This window comes from Paenibacillus terricola (assembly GCF_014779765.1).
Classification (GTDB): Bacteria; Bacillota; Bacilli; order Paenibacillales; family Paenibacillaceae; genus Paenibacillus_T; species Paenibacillus_T terricola.
The window spans coordinates 1-15,467 of the sequence record NZ_JACXZA010000010.1 but is presented as its reverse complement, the minus strand read 5'-3'; the positions used below and the strand labels follow the sequence as shown (position 1 = coordinate 15,467).

12 protein-coding genes and 5 tRNA genes are annotated in these 15,467 nt (G+C 49.5%); 15 read left to right on the top strand and 2 right to left on the bottom strand.

Annotated features, from left to right (window positions below; all coding sequences use genetic code 11):
• The first annotated feature begins 68 nt into the window (after window positions 1-68).
• Genes H8B09_RS27880 through H8B09_RS27870 form a run of 3 tightly spaced genes read left to right on the top strand, consistent with a single transcriptional unit; the run spans window position 69 to window position 3,592 of the window.
• Window positions 69-641: a thioredoxin family protein gene (locus tag H8B09_RS27880; RefSeq protein WP_191206865.1), complete on the top strand. Its 573-nt coding sequence runs from the start codon at window positions 69-71 to the stop codon at window positions 639-641.
• Window positions 642-645: 4 nt separating this feature from the next.
• Window positions 646-1,287 carry an MBL fold metallo-hydrolase gene (locus tag H8B09_RS27875; protein WP_191206864.1) on the top strand — a complete coding sequence of 214 codons (642 nt, stop codon included), beginning with the start codon at window positions 646-648 and terminating at the stop codon, window positions 1,285-1,287.
• Between the two features lie 58 nt (window positions 1,288-1,345).
• A complete protein-coding gene (locus H8B09_RS27870; protein WP_191206863.1) occupies window positions 1,346-3,592 on the top strand; it encodes a Tex family protein in 2,247 nt (748 codons plus the stop codon).
• Between the two features lie 276 nt (window positions 3,593-3,868).
• On the opposite strand, the gene cmpA is transcribed toward H8B09_RS27870, so the two are convergent.
• Window positions 3,869-4,006 carry a cortex morphogenetic protein CmpA gene (gene cmpA / locus H8B09_RS27865; RefSeq protein WP_191206862.1) on the bottom strand — a complete coding sequence of 46 codons (138 nt, stop codon included), beginning with the start codon at window positions 4,004-4,006 and terminating at the stop codon, window positions 3,869-3,871.
• 198 nt (window positions 4,007-4,204) lie between these two features.
• Complete coding sequence (locus H8B09_RS27860) at window positions 4,205-4,558, bottom strand: hydrolase/acyltransferase (protein ID WP_191206861.1); 354 nt, start codon at window positions 4,556-4,558, stop codon at window positions 4,205-4,207.
• Between the two features lie 113 nt (window positions 4,559-4,671).
• Between H8B09_RS27860 and H8B09_RS27855 the strand changes: the two genes are divergently transcribed.
• The 12 genes from H8B09_RS27855 to H8B09_RS27800 all read left to right on the top strand — a co-directional run bounded on the left by H8B09_RS27855 (window position 4,672) and on the right by H8B09_RS27800 (window position 15,034).
• Complete coding sequence (locus tag H8B09_RS27855) at window positions 4,672-5,136, top strand: SprT family protein (protein ID WP_191206860.1); 465 nt, start codon at window positions 4,672-4,674, stop codon at window positions 5,134-5,136.
• Between the two features lie 44 nt (window positions 5,137-5,180).
• Window positions 5,181-5,256: transfer RNA gene (locus tag H8B09_RS27850), tRNA-Asn, on the top strand.
• A 1-nt stretch (window position 5,257) separates the two neighbouring features.
• Window positions 5,258-5,348 (top strand) — tRNA-Ser (locus H8B09_RS27845).
• 178 nt (window positions 5,349-5,526) lie between these two features.
• A tRNA-Glu gene (locus H8B09_RS27840) sits at window positions 5,527-5,601 on the top strand.
• 76 nt (window positions 5,602-5,677) lie between these two features.
• Window positions 5,678-5,753 (top strand) — tRNA-Lys (locus tag H8B09_RS27835).
• Window positions 5,754-5,798: 45 nt separating this feature from the next.
• Window positions 5,799-5,884 (top strand) — tRNA-Leu (locus tag H8B09_RS27830).
• A 252-nt stretch (window positions 5,885-6,136) separates the two neighbouring features.
• Complete coding sequence (locus tag H8B09_RS27825) at window positions 6,137-7,105, top strand: ABC transporter permease (protein ID WP_191206859.1); 969 nt, start codon at window positions 6,137-6,139, stop codon at window positions 7,103-7,105.
• Window positions 7,106-7,187: 82 nt separating this feature from the next.
• Window positions 7,188-8,012, top strand: coding sequence for a carbohydrate ABC transporter permease (locus tag H8B09_RS27820; RefSeq protein WP_397376104.1), 825 nt, complete (start codon window positions 7,188-7,190; stop codon window positions 8,010-8,012).
• 96 nt (window positions 8,013-8,108) lie between these two features.
• Window positions 8,109-9,824, top strand: coding sequence for a type 2 periplasmic-binding domain-containing protein (locus H8B09_RS27815; protein ID WP_224754091.1), 1,716 nt, complete (start codon window positions 8,109-8,111; stop codon window positions 9,822-9,824).
• A 79-nt stretch (window positions 9,825-9,903) separates the two neighbouring features.
• Window positions 9,904-11,814, top strand: coding sequence for a sensor histidine kinase (locus H8B09_RS27810; RefSeq protein WP_191206857.1), 1,911 nt, complete (start codon window positions 9,904-9,906; stop codon window positions 11,812-11,814).
• On the top strand, window positions 11,789-13,345 hold the full coding sequence (locus H8B09_RS27805; RefSeq protein ID WP_191206856.1) for a response regulator: 1,557 nt from the start codon (window positions 11,789-11,791) through the stop codon (window positions 13,343-13,345). Before H8B09_RS27810 ends, H8B09_RS27805 begins: the two co-directional genes overlap by 26 nt.
• A 45-nt stretch (window positions 13,346-13,390) precedes the next feature.
• Window positions 13,391-15,034 (top strand): cellulase family glycosylhydrolase, encoded by a 1,644-nt coding sequence (locus tag H8B09_RS27800; RefSeq protein WP_224754090.1) that lies wholly within the window; start codon window positions 13,391-13,393, stop codon window positions 15,032-15,034.
• Window positions 15,035-15,467: the final 433 nt, after the last annotated feature.

Below are 15,467 nucleotides of genomic sequence, written 5' to 3'. Positions count from 1 at the left end.
TTTTGATCACGCAATAATAAGAAGAATAACGATTAATTATATCGGATATGAAAGCGAGGTTCGCCATCATGGGTAAAAATGTAGGTGCTAAGCTGGGCCAAGGCATTTCGCCGAAGCAGTTCATCGAAGGCATGACCAAAAATCAAGAACAATTCCGTTCCATATACGAAACCTTCGAATGGCCGAATAAGGAGGATCGCAAGTATTTCGAATCGCTTAATGGCCGGGATGATCTGAACTGCTTAATCATTGCTGCGGACTGGTGCGGCGATGTCGTTCGCAACGTTCCCGTCGTGTTTCAGGCGCTCGCTGTAAGCGGCATACCGACGGAAGTGCTCATCATGGAGCAGCATCTCGATACGATGGACGAGTTTCTGACGATGGGCGGACGCTCGATTCCGATTGTTATTTTTGCCGATAAAGAAGGTGTCGTGCGCGGTCAATGGGGCCCTCGTACGAAGCATGTGCAAGAGCCGATGATCGCCTTCAAGCTGGGCAATCCTGATCGTGAAGCGTCGGACTACCAGCAGAAGCTGACTGCGGCGCGAGAAGAGATTATGCGTCGTTATGGCGAAGGCGAAGGCACAGCCTACCAGACTGATATTATAAGCGAGCTGCGTCAGCTGCTCACGACGATTTAAGCCGATGACGAAGCTGAACATTCAAACCTTCTCTCTTGGCCCGCTGCAGACGAATTGTTACTTACTGACGGATGAATCCGGCGAGAGAGGCGTCATTATCGACCCTGGCATGGGACCGAAGCGCCTGCTTGAACGGATCGAGTCGATTCACATCGAGGCGATTTTGCTGACGCATGCGCATTTTGACCACATGGGCGGGGTAGACGAGGTGCGCAAGGCGAAAGGATGCCCGGTATACATTCATGATCTGGAGGCGGAATGGCTCGTTAATCCCCAGTTGAACGGCTCTACGAGATGGAAAGACGTAACCCCGCCGCTGACGACGGATCCGGCGGAATATGCATTGGACGAAGGTCAGACGCTTGAGCTGATCGGCCGCAAGTTCTCGGTTATGCATACGCCGGGCCATTCGCCCGGCAGCATCAGCCTGCTGTGCGGCTCCGATCTGTTCGGCGGCGACGTTCTGTTCCGCGCGTCCGTCGGTCGTACAGACCTGCCTGGCGGACGTGAACGGGATCTGTATGATTCGATTCGGCTTAAGCTGTTCAAACTGCCGGATGACGTCGTGGTATACCCTGGTCATGGTCCGAAGACGACGATCGGATTCGAGAAGGCGAACAATCCGTTCGTTGGCTTACACCGCTAGTTGAAGAGGTTGTCACGGTCTTTAATATGAGTACAAGATAGGGAAGGGGCTTGCTTACGTGGCTGTTGAGAAGCAGGATGCACCGACAGAAGCGAATGGAACGAAACTTTCGGATGAGCAGGCAGCAGCGGAACGGGAACGGATTATCCGCGATATTGCTGCCGAGCTGTCCATACCGCTGACGAAGGTGAAGGCAGCCGTGTCGCTGCTCGATGAAGGCAATACGATTCCGTTTATTGCGCGTTATCGCAAGGAGATGACGGGCGAGCTCGACGAGAATGCGCTTCGCGATATTGAAGAGAAGCTGCAATATCGGCGCAATCTGGAGGACCGCAAGCGCGAGGTTATCCGGCTCATAGACGAGCAGGGCAAGCTGACCGATGAGCTGCGCCGCGGTATTGAGTCGGCGAGCAAGCTGCAAGAGGTCGAAGATCTGTACCGTCCTTACCGGCAGAAGCGCAAGACGAGAGCGAGCGTTGCGAAGGAACGCGGACTTGAGCCGCTTGCGCTCTGGATCTGGTCCCAGCCGAAGCAAGGAGACCCGTTAGTGGAAGCAGTCCGCTATATCGATGCTGACAAGGGCGTCAATACGGCAGAGGAAGCGCTGCAGGGCGCCATGGATATTCTCGCTGAGAATATTGCCGACGACGCTGCAATCCGCACTTGGATTCGCAGGTTCACACACGATCAGGGCGTACTCCGGACTGAAGCGAAGGATGCAAGCGCGGAGACGGTATACGAAATGTACTATGCTTACCAAGAGCCGGTACGCAAATTGCCGCCTCACCGTGTGCTCGCCATTAACCGCGGCGAACGCGAAGAGGTGCTGCGCGTGGCGCTCGACGTTCCGACCGACCGCGTGCATGACTGGTTGAACCGTAATGTAATCCGCAAGTATACCGCACCGCAGGTTCAGACTGTACTTGCTTCGGTTATCGAGGATTCCTACAAACGGTTAATTGCACCTTCGATCGAACGTGAAGTGCGCGGCGAGATGACAGAGAAGGCGGAAGAACATGCGATCTCGATCTTCTCCGTTAACCTGCGCAACCTGCTGTTGTCGCCACCTGTTCATGGGCAGGTTGTCCTAGGCGTCGATCCGGCATATCGTACAGGCTGCAAGCTTGCTGTTGTTGATGACACCGGCAAGCTGCTCGAAGTAGCGGTCTCGTATCCGACGCCTCCGAACAACAAGGTGGCGGAAGCAGAGCGGATCGTGAATGGCATGTTGGACAAATACAACGTTAGCCTCATCGTTATTGGCAACGGTACGGCGTCACGCGAGACCGAACAGTTCATCGCCGATCTGATCGGCAAGCGTCGCCTGGCAGGAGCAGCAGGCGCGGATGAACTGAAATATATGATTGTCAGCGAAGCGGGCGCTTCAGTCTACTCCGCTTCCAAGCTTGCAGCGGAAGAATTCCCGTCGCTCGACGTATCCGAGCGGAGTGCGGTCTCGATTGCACGCCGTCTGCAGGATCCGCTTGCTGAGCTCGTGAAGATCGAGCCCAAAGCGATTGGCGTTGGCCAATACCAGCATGACGTCAGCCAGAAACGGTTAGAGGAAAGTCTGGGCGGCGTCGTAGAATCAGCCGTTAACCACGTTGGTGTCGATGTGAATATGGCGTCTCCATCGCTGTTGTCCTACGTAGCGGGCATCAATGCGACGATTGCCCGCAACATCGTGAAGTATCGCGAAGAGAACGGCAAGTTTGCGCAGCGCAAGGAGCTGTCGAAGGTACCTCGGCTGGGTGCGAAGTCATATGAGCAGTGCATAGGCTTCCTCCGCATTCCGGATGGGAATAACCCATTGGATAGGACGCCGATTCACCCGGAGTCGTATGCTGTTGTGGACAAGCTGTTCCGTGCACTGGGGCTAAAGCTGTCGGACGTTGGATCGGAGTCGATGCGTACGAAGCTGGCTGAAGCCGATGTGGCGCAGTTATCTGCCGCGCTTGAAGTAGGCGTTCCAACGCTTCGTGACATTATCGACAGTCTGCAGCGTCCGGGCCGCGATCCGCGTGAGGAGCTGCCGCCGCCGATCTTCCGGACAGACGTGCTCAAGCTCGAGGATCTGAAGCCAGGCATGGAGCTGCAAGGCACGGTCCGTAACGTTATCGACTTCGGCGCTTTCGTCGATATCGGCATCAAGAATGACGGCCTTGTTCATATTTCGCGCTTAAGCACCAAGTTCGTTAAACATCCAACGGATGTCGTATCCGTTGGCGATGCCGTAACCGTCTGGGTTCTCGAAGCCGACGCCAAGAAAGGCCGCGTAAGTCTTACAATGGTCAAGCCTGACTAGAAGAGGTATGTAGTACAAAGCCGATCCTGCATGGGATCGGCTTTTTTGAGAGTATTAATAAGGTAAATGTCGCATCGGAAAGCTATTTCACTTTGAGTTGCGATCTATGATCATTTATTACGTCACACAGTAAGTTGTGCCCATAAGGGCACGCGATTCCTGCCGCTCAATAATGCGACGGCGTCTCTGCCAATCCCACGTTCCCCATTCCGGGGTTCAGGGGGCGGCAGTCCCATGGGTCCTCCTTGCAGAGAGGATTTAGGCGGGTAGAATACGCTAGTTACTTGTAACGGTTTCTTCACTCGGACGCTGCTTAGCGCGGTAGAAATACCAGCAGTCATTCAGCAGACGAATCTGTCGAACGTCCTTCTTCTGGTACGCGCGCATCAGTTGATTGCACAGCCACTGCGGCATTTGCGTCGTCCCCCTCCCGGACCGTACTGTATGAATAGCATATGGGCAGGGGCGGGGCGATGTGCAGGTCCGAAACGATTTCATTCGCGCGAATTCGTCACGACGTATCTCAATTGCTCGCATTTTATTAAGATCGAGCTTCCTGCATAACAAAACGCACTGCACCTTCGTAGGACGGTGCAGTGCGTTTTCTCTTGTTTAATCTTCGTATTCTTCTTCGTACCATTGCTCCAATTGAGCTTGAAGGGCACGGATTTCTGTCAGCAGCGAGATGAGCGGGTACGATTGCTCTTTAATTTGGGCAAAATCCTGCTCCAGCTTGTTCAAGTAATCCAATCCGGAGATCGTTTGAATGCTCGTATCATGCAGCTCGACGTTGTCGCACTCCGCGATAGCGTACGGGAGCGCAGGGACGTTGCTGGCCGTCAACTTGTCGATTTCTTTATGCAAACGCAGATTGAGCGCGCTAAGCTGGTAAGCGTGCGATTGCGGCATTTCGACGAAATGAACCGTTTCATTCTGTTTCATCAGAACGTAGCGCATAGTTGGCATAATAGTACAGATTCTCCCCTCTAATAACAAAAACAGCTCGAACGAGATCGAACTTCTACTTGAAGTGTATCGCAGCCCGCCTTTACAATTCAAGTAGGTGGAGGAGATTATCGATGAATGATGAAACGCTGCAGACATGGGTCGAGCAAGTATCACTGGAGTGGTTCGGCAGACCTTTCAAGCATCGCGCGACGTTTAACAGCCGCCTGAAGGCGACGGGCGGACGATATTTTACACGATCGCACAATATTGAGATTAGTCCGCATCAGCTTGAGGCGTTCGGAGCTGAGGAGACGGAGAAAATAATAAAACACGAGCTGTGCCATTATCATCTTCATATTATGAAGCGCGGCTATCAGCATCGCGACCAAGATTTCAAGCAGCTGCTCACTCAAGTGGGAGCATCCCGGTACTGTCGTACGCTGCCGGAGCGTGAGGCGCGTAAGCCGAAGCCATTTAAGTACAAGCTTGTATGCGGTGCATGCGGGATGGAATATTTGCGGCGGCGGCGTCTCGATCCGACTCGATATCGGTGCGGCAAATGCGCGGGAAAATTATCACTTAAAACGCTTGACTAGGGTAGGACGGGCGTGGTAAATTATTAATTGTCACTGCACGATTTTCCCTGATAGCTCAGTTGGTAGAGCACTCGACTGTTAATCGAGTTGTCACAGGTTCGAGTCCTGTTCGGGGAGCCATGGAGAAGTACCCAAGTGGCTCAAGGGGACCCTCTGCTAAGGGGTTAGACTGCGTAAGTGGTGCGAGGGTTCGAATCCCTCCTTCTCCGCCACATTTTTTCTCGGATTTGCAGGTGAAGGACCGTGCAATCGATCGGTCTTTTTATTTTGTTCAAATGTCGAGTATCGGTAAGATGCTCGAACATTCAAGATAAAGTACTTGCAAAACAAGCTCGTGCGTGGTATGATCTTCAAGTCGCCTGATTTAAGCAGGTGAGTTGAGCAAAGTAAGGCCCGTTGGTCAAGGGGTTAAGACACCTCCCTTTCACGGAGGTAACAGGGGTTCGAATCCCCTACGGGTCACCAATACACCCCAAAAAGTGAAGAGCTGCTTTGAAGGTTATTCCGATTACTTTTCGGGGACCCCGGGGTTAAATATTATGAGCCATTAGCTCAGTTGGTAGAGCACCTGACTTTTAATCAGGGTGTCGTAGGTTCGAGTCCTACATGGCTCACCATTTGCTTCTTACCCTCGAAGCGAATGCGATGTTTTCTTTAAATGTGCGGTAGTGGTGGAATGGCAGACACGCTATCTTGAGGGGGTAGTGGGCGTACGCCCGTGGAGGTTCGAGTCCTCTCTACCGCACCATAATGAATCAAACAACAATCACTTGTTACTGTGCCGATTGTGGCATAGAGCAGAGTGATTTTTTTTGTTTTCAGCACTTTTTGACGGCTGCAAGGCCAGCTTGCCTTGGTTTCATCGTATCGCGCAAGTTCCTAAAAAAACATCACCATACCTGAAATCTCACACCTATAACTGCTCGATGTAAACGATTACACTTACAAGTGTAAGAGCTTTCGCAAGAAAGACAGAGCGAAATGGAGGTGCACCTGGGGTATGAGCGTCAAGGCAGAAACGAAGCCGAGTTCGCATCAAACAGCAACCGGCAGATCAAGCATTCAAGTATGGGTGCAGAAACTAATCGCGCAGCGATATTTGCAAGTGATGGCGCTGCTAGGCGTTGCATGGATGATTGTATTCAATTACATCCCGATGTATGGAATCATAATCGCGTTCAAAGAGTTCGACATCATCCACCCGATCTCGGCAGCGCCGTGGGTTGGATTCGATCACTTCAAAGAGTTTCTTGAAGATGACAGCTTAGGCTATGTCATTAAGAATACGATTGGCATGAGCCTCATTAAGCTCGTGATCGGTTTTCCGCTGCCGATATTGTTCGCATTGTTGATGAATGAATTGCGTTCCATGATATTCAAACGGTGGGTACAGACGATTACATACCTGCCTCACTTCTTATCTTGGGTCGTTCTTGGCGGCATTATGGCAACTTGGCTTTCAGACGTTGGTATCGTGAACAAAGTGCTTATGGCGCTTCATTTTATTCAAGAACCAATCACTTACCTCGCAGAGCCGAAGTACTTCTGGGGCATTGTCATTACATCTGATATTTGGAAAGAGCTCGGCTGGTCGGCGATCATTTATTTGGCTGCTATTTCGAGCATTTCTCCCGAACTATATGAGGCAGCAACGATTGATGGAGCGGGTCGCGGGCAGAAGATGTGGAATATTACGCTTCCATCGATCAAAGGGACGATTTCGATCTTGTTCATTCTCGCCATTAGCGGCGTACTGAACTCGAACTTTGATCAAATTCTCGTCCTCCGCAACCAGCTGAATGAAACGTCCAGCAACGTCATCGACGTGTATGTTTATCAGGTAGGCTTGTTGTCCGGCAGATATTCCTATGCGGCGGCAGTCGGATTGATTAAGTCCGTCATTGCGCTGATCCTGCTGCTTGGTGCCAACAGCGTTACGAAGCGCCTGAACAACACGTCCCTATTCTGATCAAGGCGGTGACCTAAGGATGTTTTCTTCGAAAAGGCAGTCGGCATCGGAATTTACATTTGAAATTCTCGTAACCCTTCTGATGCTTATCATATGTTTCATCACGCTATATCCCATCTGGTATGTCCTCGTCAATGCATTCAATGACGGGGAGGATGCAATGCGCGGAGGCATCTACTGGATTCCGCGAGTATTCAGTCTGACAAGCTTCCATGCCGTATTCCGCAGCGATGGCATTATGACGGCAATGTGGATTACGGTAGCGAAGACGGTAGTCGGCGTAATCGTTCACGTTTTCTTTACCGCAATGGTAGCGTACGCTTTCTCGCGCAAGGAGCTCATCGGCCGCAAGGTGTACATGCTCATCGGTACGATTACGATGTTCTTCGGCGGCGGACTCATTCCTTACTACCTGCTCATTCGCGATTTGCATCTGCTCGATAATTTCCTGGTCTATATTATTCCTGCAGCCTTCAGCTTCTTTGATCTTATCATCTTCCTCTCCTTCTTCCGGGAAATACCGGCAGGTCTGGAGGAAGCGGCAAGAATCGATGGCGCGAACGACTTCCAGATCTTCTACAAAGTCATCATTCCGGTATCGATGCCGGTCGTTGCAACAATCGCGTTATTCCATGGCGTGTATCAATGGAACGATTATTTCACCGGCATGATCTACATGAACGATATGGATCTGCAGCCGATTCAAACGTTCCTGTACCGGGTTGTCGCGCAGTCCAGCTCGAATCAGATGCTGGCGGCAATGCCAAGCGGTGTATCTGTATCGGTTACCAGCCAATCCCTTAAGCTGGCGACAATGGTTGTTACGACAGCGCCGATTGTCATTGTATATCCTTTCCTGCAGAAGTATTTCGTTAAGGGCTTCATGATTGGTTCCATTAAAGGCTAATCCCGTTCAACCTTAATTATCAGTCCGTGCGCTTCAAGATGTACGGGTTGCTAATAAATGCAATTATTTCAGAATCTCAGAAAAGGGGACTTATCAATGAGTAAAACACGTAGACTGTGGACCTCGATGATGGCATTGACTGTCGTATTCACGATGGTGTTCTCTCTCTCGGCTTGCGGAAGCAGCGACGATAGCGAGAAGAAGTCGGATGAGAAGACGACTAATGAAACAGCGACGACTGACAATACGGATAAAGGCACTGACGCAGCGGGAACTACGCCGGCCAATGCGGATGAGCCGGGCTGGAAAGCAGATGCGAAGGACCCGATTACATTTGACTGGTATATTAACTTCTCTTGGTTTAATAAAAAATGGGGCGGAGACGCCACTGCCGAATATATCACGAAGAAAACAGGCGTAAATATCAACTTCATCGTACCTGCAGGCAACGAGAACGAGAAGCTGAATACGATGATCGCTTCCGGCAAACTGCCTGACTTCCTCACCCTTGGGTGGTATGAAGAAGGCGTTCGCAAAATGATCGAAGGCGATCTTGTACTGCCGCTTAACGAATTGGCAGACCAATACGATCCGTACTTCATCAAAGTAGCAGACCCTGCTAAACTGGGCTGGTACACGCAGCCGAACGGCAATGTATACGGCTATCCTAACGCATCGTCTTCGCCTGCTGACTATGAGAAATACGGCAGCAACTTCACGTCGAACCAAACGTTCGTCGTTCGTAAAGATATGTACGAAGCAATCGGCAGCCCGGACATGAGCACGCCAGAAGGTTTCCTGAATGCGCTGAAATTAGCGAAAGAGAAATTCCCGGAAGTAAACGGTCAGCCGCTTATTCCGCTCGGCCTGCATGAGTTCACGGAGAACGGTAACTACTCGCTCGAAGGCTACTTGCAGAACTTCCTGGCGATTCCGCAAGAGAAGGATGGCAAGTTGTATGACCGCCGCCTGGATCCGGAATATATTAGCTGGCTGAAGACGTTCCGCCAAGCGAACCAAGACGGCCTGCTGTCCAAAGATATTTTCATCGACAAGCGTCCGCAAATGGAAGAGAAAATCGCGCAGGGCCGTTACTTCGCAATGCTGTACCAACGCTCTGACTTTGCAACGCAGAATATCTCGCTCTACCAGAAAGATCCAAACTCGGCTTACATTGCAGTTAACGGACCGGCGAACTCGGCGAAAGCGGCGCCAACGCTTTCTGGCCCTGGCATCTCCGGCTGGACAGTAACGCTCATCTCCAAGGATGTTAAAGATAAGAAGAGAGCAATCGAGTTCCTGACGTATCTGATCTCAGAAGAGGGCAACAAAGACATGTTCCTCGGCGAGAAAGGCGTAACGTACGATACGATCGACGGCAAAGATCAATTCAAGCCGGAAGTTATCGACCTGCTCAACAAAGACCGTGCGGCATTCGACCAGAAGTACGGCGCTTCTTACACGTACTGGATGCTGATGGATACGAACATGAACTTGGCATGGGCTCCGCCTAGCGTTGATCCGGCGAAGCAAATGGAAGACTGGACGAAAGGCAAGTCGATCAGTATGTCCGAGTTCGACAACCTTGATGCGCCCGCGAACTCCGAAGAAGGCATCGCAGGCAGCAAGAATACGCGCAGCTGGGGCAAAGCGCTGCCGAAGCTGCTCCTCGCGAAATCGGATGCGGAATTTGATGAGATCTGGAACAAATATGTAACGGAACGCAATAACAACAAACAAGACAAGATTGACGCTTACCGTCAAACCAAATACGAAGAGAACATAGCCAAACTTCAAGCCTTTAATAAGTAATCATACTGTGATAGCCTGAAAGCCTGCCCGTGCAGACTTTCAGGCTTATTACAATAACGGGCAAGGATGGTGCGCATTCATGATAAGACTTGCTCGGCAATGGGGTTCCAAGGTTTCGCTGGAAATCGGCCGAATGTCGATTCAATTCAAGCTGATCCTATCTTTTATTTGCATTATTCTCATTCCGATCATTCTCGTTTCGTGGTATTTGTTCCACAATGTTTATCTGAACACGATCAAGGAATTAACGAAGAAGAACAACATCATTCTCGAGATCGAGAAATCGAATGTGCTCAGCAACATGGAGGTAATGGAACGTACAGCGCAATTAGCCGTTTCTAACAGTGACATCGAAGATTATCTTGAGAGCGGCGTTGAGCTTGACACGGCGGGTTTGGTTGATTTTAAGACGAAGGTATTCTCCATGTTTCAATACTTTCTGTTTAACAATCCGAGCATTGCGAACATTCGGCGTTATACCGTTAATCCGAATGTACACGAGTTCTGGCCCGTCATCTTCAAAGAGGATCGGATCAAGAACAAACCTTGGTACAATACGGTCATTCAGCAGAATGGCATCGTATGGTGGGATATCAGCCGCAGTACGGAGAGCATTCTTGAGAGCGGGAACGATGTTCCGCTGTCGGTTTATGTGTCTTTGCTGCGGGAGCGCAAATATGCCGATGATATCCGACATAATGGCGTGCTTGAAGTCAGTATGGAAATTAACAAGTTCTTTATGAAGACGTTCAGCGATGTGCAGGATAACGATTCCCAAATGATCGTCGTGAATAGGGACGGCGTACCTTATACGAAGGATTCGTCGCCGCTGTTTCAGAAGCTTCCTGTCATGGAAGTCTTAAAGCAATTCGAATCTCATCGCATTGAAAAGGAATCTTCGAGCTTCTCCTTCTCGTATGAAGGAAAGCCTTATATTGGCATATACAGTCATCTCGGACAATTAGACAGTTATTTACTTAATATTGTTTCGGCAGAGAGCACGCTTGCCGACATCAGCAAGCAACGGAATACGATCATTATTGCAACGATCATACTCATCGCATTGCTGTCGATGATTTCCTATTTGCTTCACTCGCTTATCTTGAAGAAGCTGAAGATATTACGAGAGTCCATGAAGAAGGTGCGCAAGGGCGACTTCAATGTAGATATTGCCATTACGAGCATGGACGAGGTCGGCGAGATTGCGTTTCACTTCAGGCAGATGCTGAAGAAGATGAATGAGCTGATTGCGCAGGCGGTAAGCCGTCAAGCTGCCACGAAGGAAGCGGAGCTTAATGCGCTCAAGAATCAGATCGACGCCCATTTTTTATATAACACGCTTGAGAATATTAAAATGCTGGCGGAGGTCGAAGCGCAATACGCCATATCCGATGCATTGACGTCACTTGGCGGTATGATGCGGTACAACTTGCAGTGGACGAGCAATCATGTTCGGCTGCAGGATGAGCTTGTTCATATTCTGAACTATATCGCGATAATGAATATCCGCTATGATAATAGCCTCGAGCTGAACGTGGAAGTTCCGGAGGTTTATAAGGAGCAGGAAGTGCTGAAGATGTCGCTGCAGCCGATTGTGGAGAATGCGGTGAAGCATGGCTTCGGACATCGAAGCAAAGGGAAATTGACGATTACGATTAAAGCCTACGCGCTGAATGACGATTTGGTAATCGAAGTGATCGACGATGGCAACGGCATCGAGGAAAGCAGACTGCGAGATGTGAACATGTTCATCCGATTGGATGACGCCGTTTATCAGGAGATGCGAAGCACCGCCAATTCCGGGGAGAGAGAAAGCAGCGGGATCGGTCTTCGCAACGTGGATCAAAGGATCGTTATGAATTATGGCAAAGGGCACGGCATTCGAGTTGATAGTGTGTATGGCAACTATACCCGAGTGACCATGGTGCTGCCGTATTTGAACATAGCCGGAGGTAATGATGCGTATGCGAAACCTATTAATCGTGGATGATGAGCGGAACATTAGAGCCGGCTTGAAGTCGATGATCGATAGAGAGTTTACCGGAGCGTACACATTTTATTTTGCTGCGGATGGGGAAGAAGCTCTACAGGTACTGGAGGAAACGGAAATAGACCTCGTCATCACTGATATTCGAATGCCTGTAATGGATGGTATTACGCTTATTCAACGCATGCAGGAACGGGGTATTCGTGCTGATATCGTCATATTGAGTGGGCATGACGATTTCCAATATGCGCGGGCTGCAATTCGGTTCGACGTGAAAGAATATTTGCTTAAGCCGATCGTAAGAGAAGAGTTGTTCCGAGTGCTCCGTCGACTGGAGGAGGATTGGCAGCAGAAGAATGAAGCGGCGGATGAGCTGCGCAATACGATTGCGCTGAAGGCGGAGTTCGCCATTACGCAGCTTCAGAATGTACTGATGCATGATCGCTATTCTGCGCAAGAGATCCGCAGTCTGTTAGAAAGAGCAGCATTGTGCTGGATGGATGAAGGATTCCAAGTCGTAATCGTACGAATGAATAGCGGCAGCCGAGCGGTTGAGCGTAACGATTTCATGAATCGCATCGATAAAATGATTGGTTACGAGAATGAGCGCTACTGCATTCGTTTCTACGACAGAGAAGAACGTCTCGTTATCATTACGGGCAATTCTCATACAATTGAACGGTTGTCTACTTATATGAAAGAACATCCTGCTTGCGGGTTTCAAGCTGGCGTCAGCGAGCAGATAAAACGGATGGAAGCGGTTAGACATGGATATAGGCAGGCTGTTGCAGCAGTAGCCTATTCGGTGCTTCAGACTTCGCCTGACGTCATTCGTGCAGAGGAATTTGCTGACAAGAGCAAATCGTATAAGCTCCCGATTGAAGATATACAGAAAATATCCAATATGCTTGGACTTGACCGAGAAGCGGATATAAAACGTCTGTTGCAGCATGTGCTCGATATTAAGACCATTATCCGATACGACATTAGCTATTTAGAAGGTATCAGCCATCTGTTGAATGAGCATGTGTTCGATAAAGTCTTTCAGGTTTATGGTGAAGGTTCGCTAGAAATTCTGAAGCTGCATCGGACGGTCGGAGATATATATAACGCTCCATTCCATGATTATTATTACAGTGTGCAGAGCTTGCTGCTCCTGCTTAATGACTATGTCCGCCAAGTGCGCTCGGTCTATAACGACCGAAGTGAGATCGGACGCGCCATTAGCTACATTCAAGAGCATTATCATGAAGATCTGAATATGGCGATGGTGTCTAATCATGTATCGCTTAATTATTCGTATTTCAGTCAAGCGTTCAAGGATCATACAGGCGAGACGTTCGTCGCGTATCTGCGCAAGCTGCGGCTTCAGAAGGCGAAGGAGCTGCTCATGACGTCGGAGATGAAAGTGTATGAGATTAGCGCGAGTGTCGGCTTTGAGAATGTGAAGCATTTTACGCGCGTGTTCAAGGAAATCGAGGGTGTCTCGCCGCTTGAGTATCGTGCGATGAATGAATCGCTGGCCGACCAATAATAGGGGATTCAATAACTGCAATGATGGGAGGGGATCAGTGTGGTTTTGACGAACGATAGAGTAGCGGGATTTGTGAGTGTTGAGGGCAGCAGGCTTGTGAATGGCGATGGTGAACCATTTATTTTACGAGGTGTAGGGCTCGGCAGTTGGTTCTTGCCAGAAGGCAACATGTGGAAATTCCCTGAGCAGGGCGACCGCCCAAGACGGATCGAGCGGATGATTGAAGGTTTGATTGGCCAAGAGAAGGCAGCTGAGTTCTGGGAGACCTATTATGACCGCTATACAACGGAAGCGGATATTCGCAAGATTGCGGAGGAGGGTTTCAACTCGATTCGTATCCCGATCAATGCGCGGGCATTTATAGAGGAAGGAGAACCGGTACGGTTCAAGGGGAACAATTTGCGTCGCCTCGACCTCTGCATAGAATGGTGCCGCCAATATCATGTATATGCGATACTCGATCTGCATGGAGCGCCAGGCGGACAGACGGGAGCCAATATTGACGACTCCGAGAATGATCAATCTGAGTTGTATACGGATGAGACCTATCGTCGCATGACGATCGAATTGTGGCGGCAGCTTGCTGAACGCTACAAGGATGAATGGATCGTAGCGGGATATGATCTGTTGAACGAGCCGCTGCCGAATTGGAATGCGGCGCTTAATCCTGCGCTTATGCCGCTGTATCGGGATATCGTGAAGGCGATCCGAGAAGTTGACCAGAAACATATGATTATTCTCGAAGGTGCGCACTGGTCGACGGACTGGACCGTTTTTGATGAAATGATAGATGATAATACGCTTCTGCAGTTCCACAAGTATTGGAATAACCCGGATACTGAAAGCATTCAGAAGTATATCAATGATCGTAAGCGCTGGAATGCGCCGATCTTCATGGGCGAAGGCGGCGAGAACAATATCGATTGGTATTCAGGCGCTTTCCGTCTTTTCGAGGATCATGAGATCTCTTGGAACTTCTGGACATGGAAGAAGATGGACACAATCAATTCGCCATGCTCGGTGAACAAGCCGGAAGGTTGGGATCGTCTGGCGGATTATTTGGCTGGCGGTGAGCGGCCGAGCGGAGAAGAAGCAGAGCAGATTCTGTGGGCCTACCTGGATAATATCGCAATTGAGAACTGTACCTACCATGCTGAAGTGGTTCAATCGCTGTTCAGAAGAGCGCCAGTGCGGATCCCTGCTATATTCTATGGTTACCAAGGTGCGGGGATTGGCTTTCAGATCGGTGCAAGGGCCGAGCAGAACATTGGTTTCCGTGTGAACGATGGAACCGATATTCGGTTTGTTAATAGTGATCGGAAGATAGCGGACTTCCAGCATAACGGAGGGCGGCCTTGGAAACTGGATCAGCGGTTGTGTGTGCAATTGGCTGCAGGAGACTGGCTGGCCTATGAGTTTACTTCGGGTAATAACAGCAGCGATGAAGAGTCTGATGAGACAGCCTCTTATGGGATTGAGATTCATCTGCGAGGATCAGAGGAAGCGGTCAGCTGGAGCGGGCTTAAGGTAAGCCTTGATGGGTGGCAGCTGGATACTGTTCAACATAATAACGATGAGTGGACGATTGTTAGATTGGAAGAGTCGGTTGTGCTTGATGCTGGTCTTCATCGTATCGTTATTGAGGCAGTTGGCGGACCCGTTCAGATTGAATGGATTGATATTGTATAGTAGAGATAGAACCGGACCGTGCGAATGTTATCGTGGTTCGGTTCTATTAATTCTAGTATGTATGTTTTATATATAGTAGTATTCGATTAATTAATTAAAATAAATGATAAAAAGTAGTTGCAAAGCATGACTGATTCATGATATATTCTAATTCCGGCCGAGAAACGTAGGCGCCGGCGAGCTTGAAAATAATCAAATGTTGAAGTGAATAACTTCGATAAATGAATGAAAAAAGAGCTTGCGCGACACACGATCATGTGATAAGATAATGAACGTTGTCGAAACAAAACGAAAAGAAATTGTTGACACGCTGATTAACATCTGGTAAGATGTAAAAGTTGTCGAAATTGTTCTTTGAAAACTGAACAACGAGCGAAACTGTCAGTTTAAATGTTTTAAATGAGCTAAACAAGCACTTCTTTTATGGAGAGTT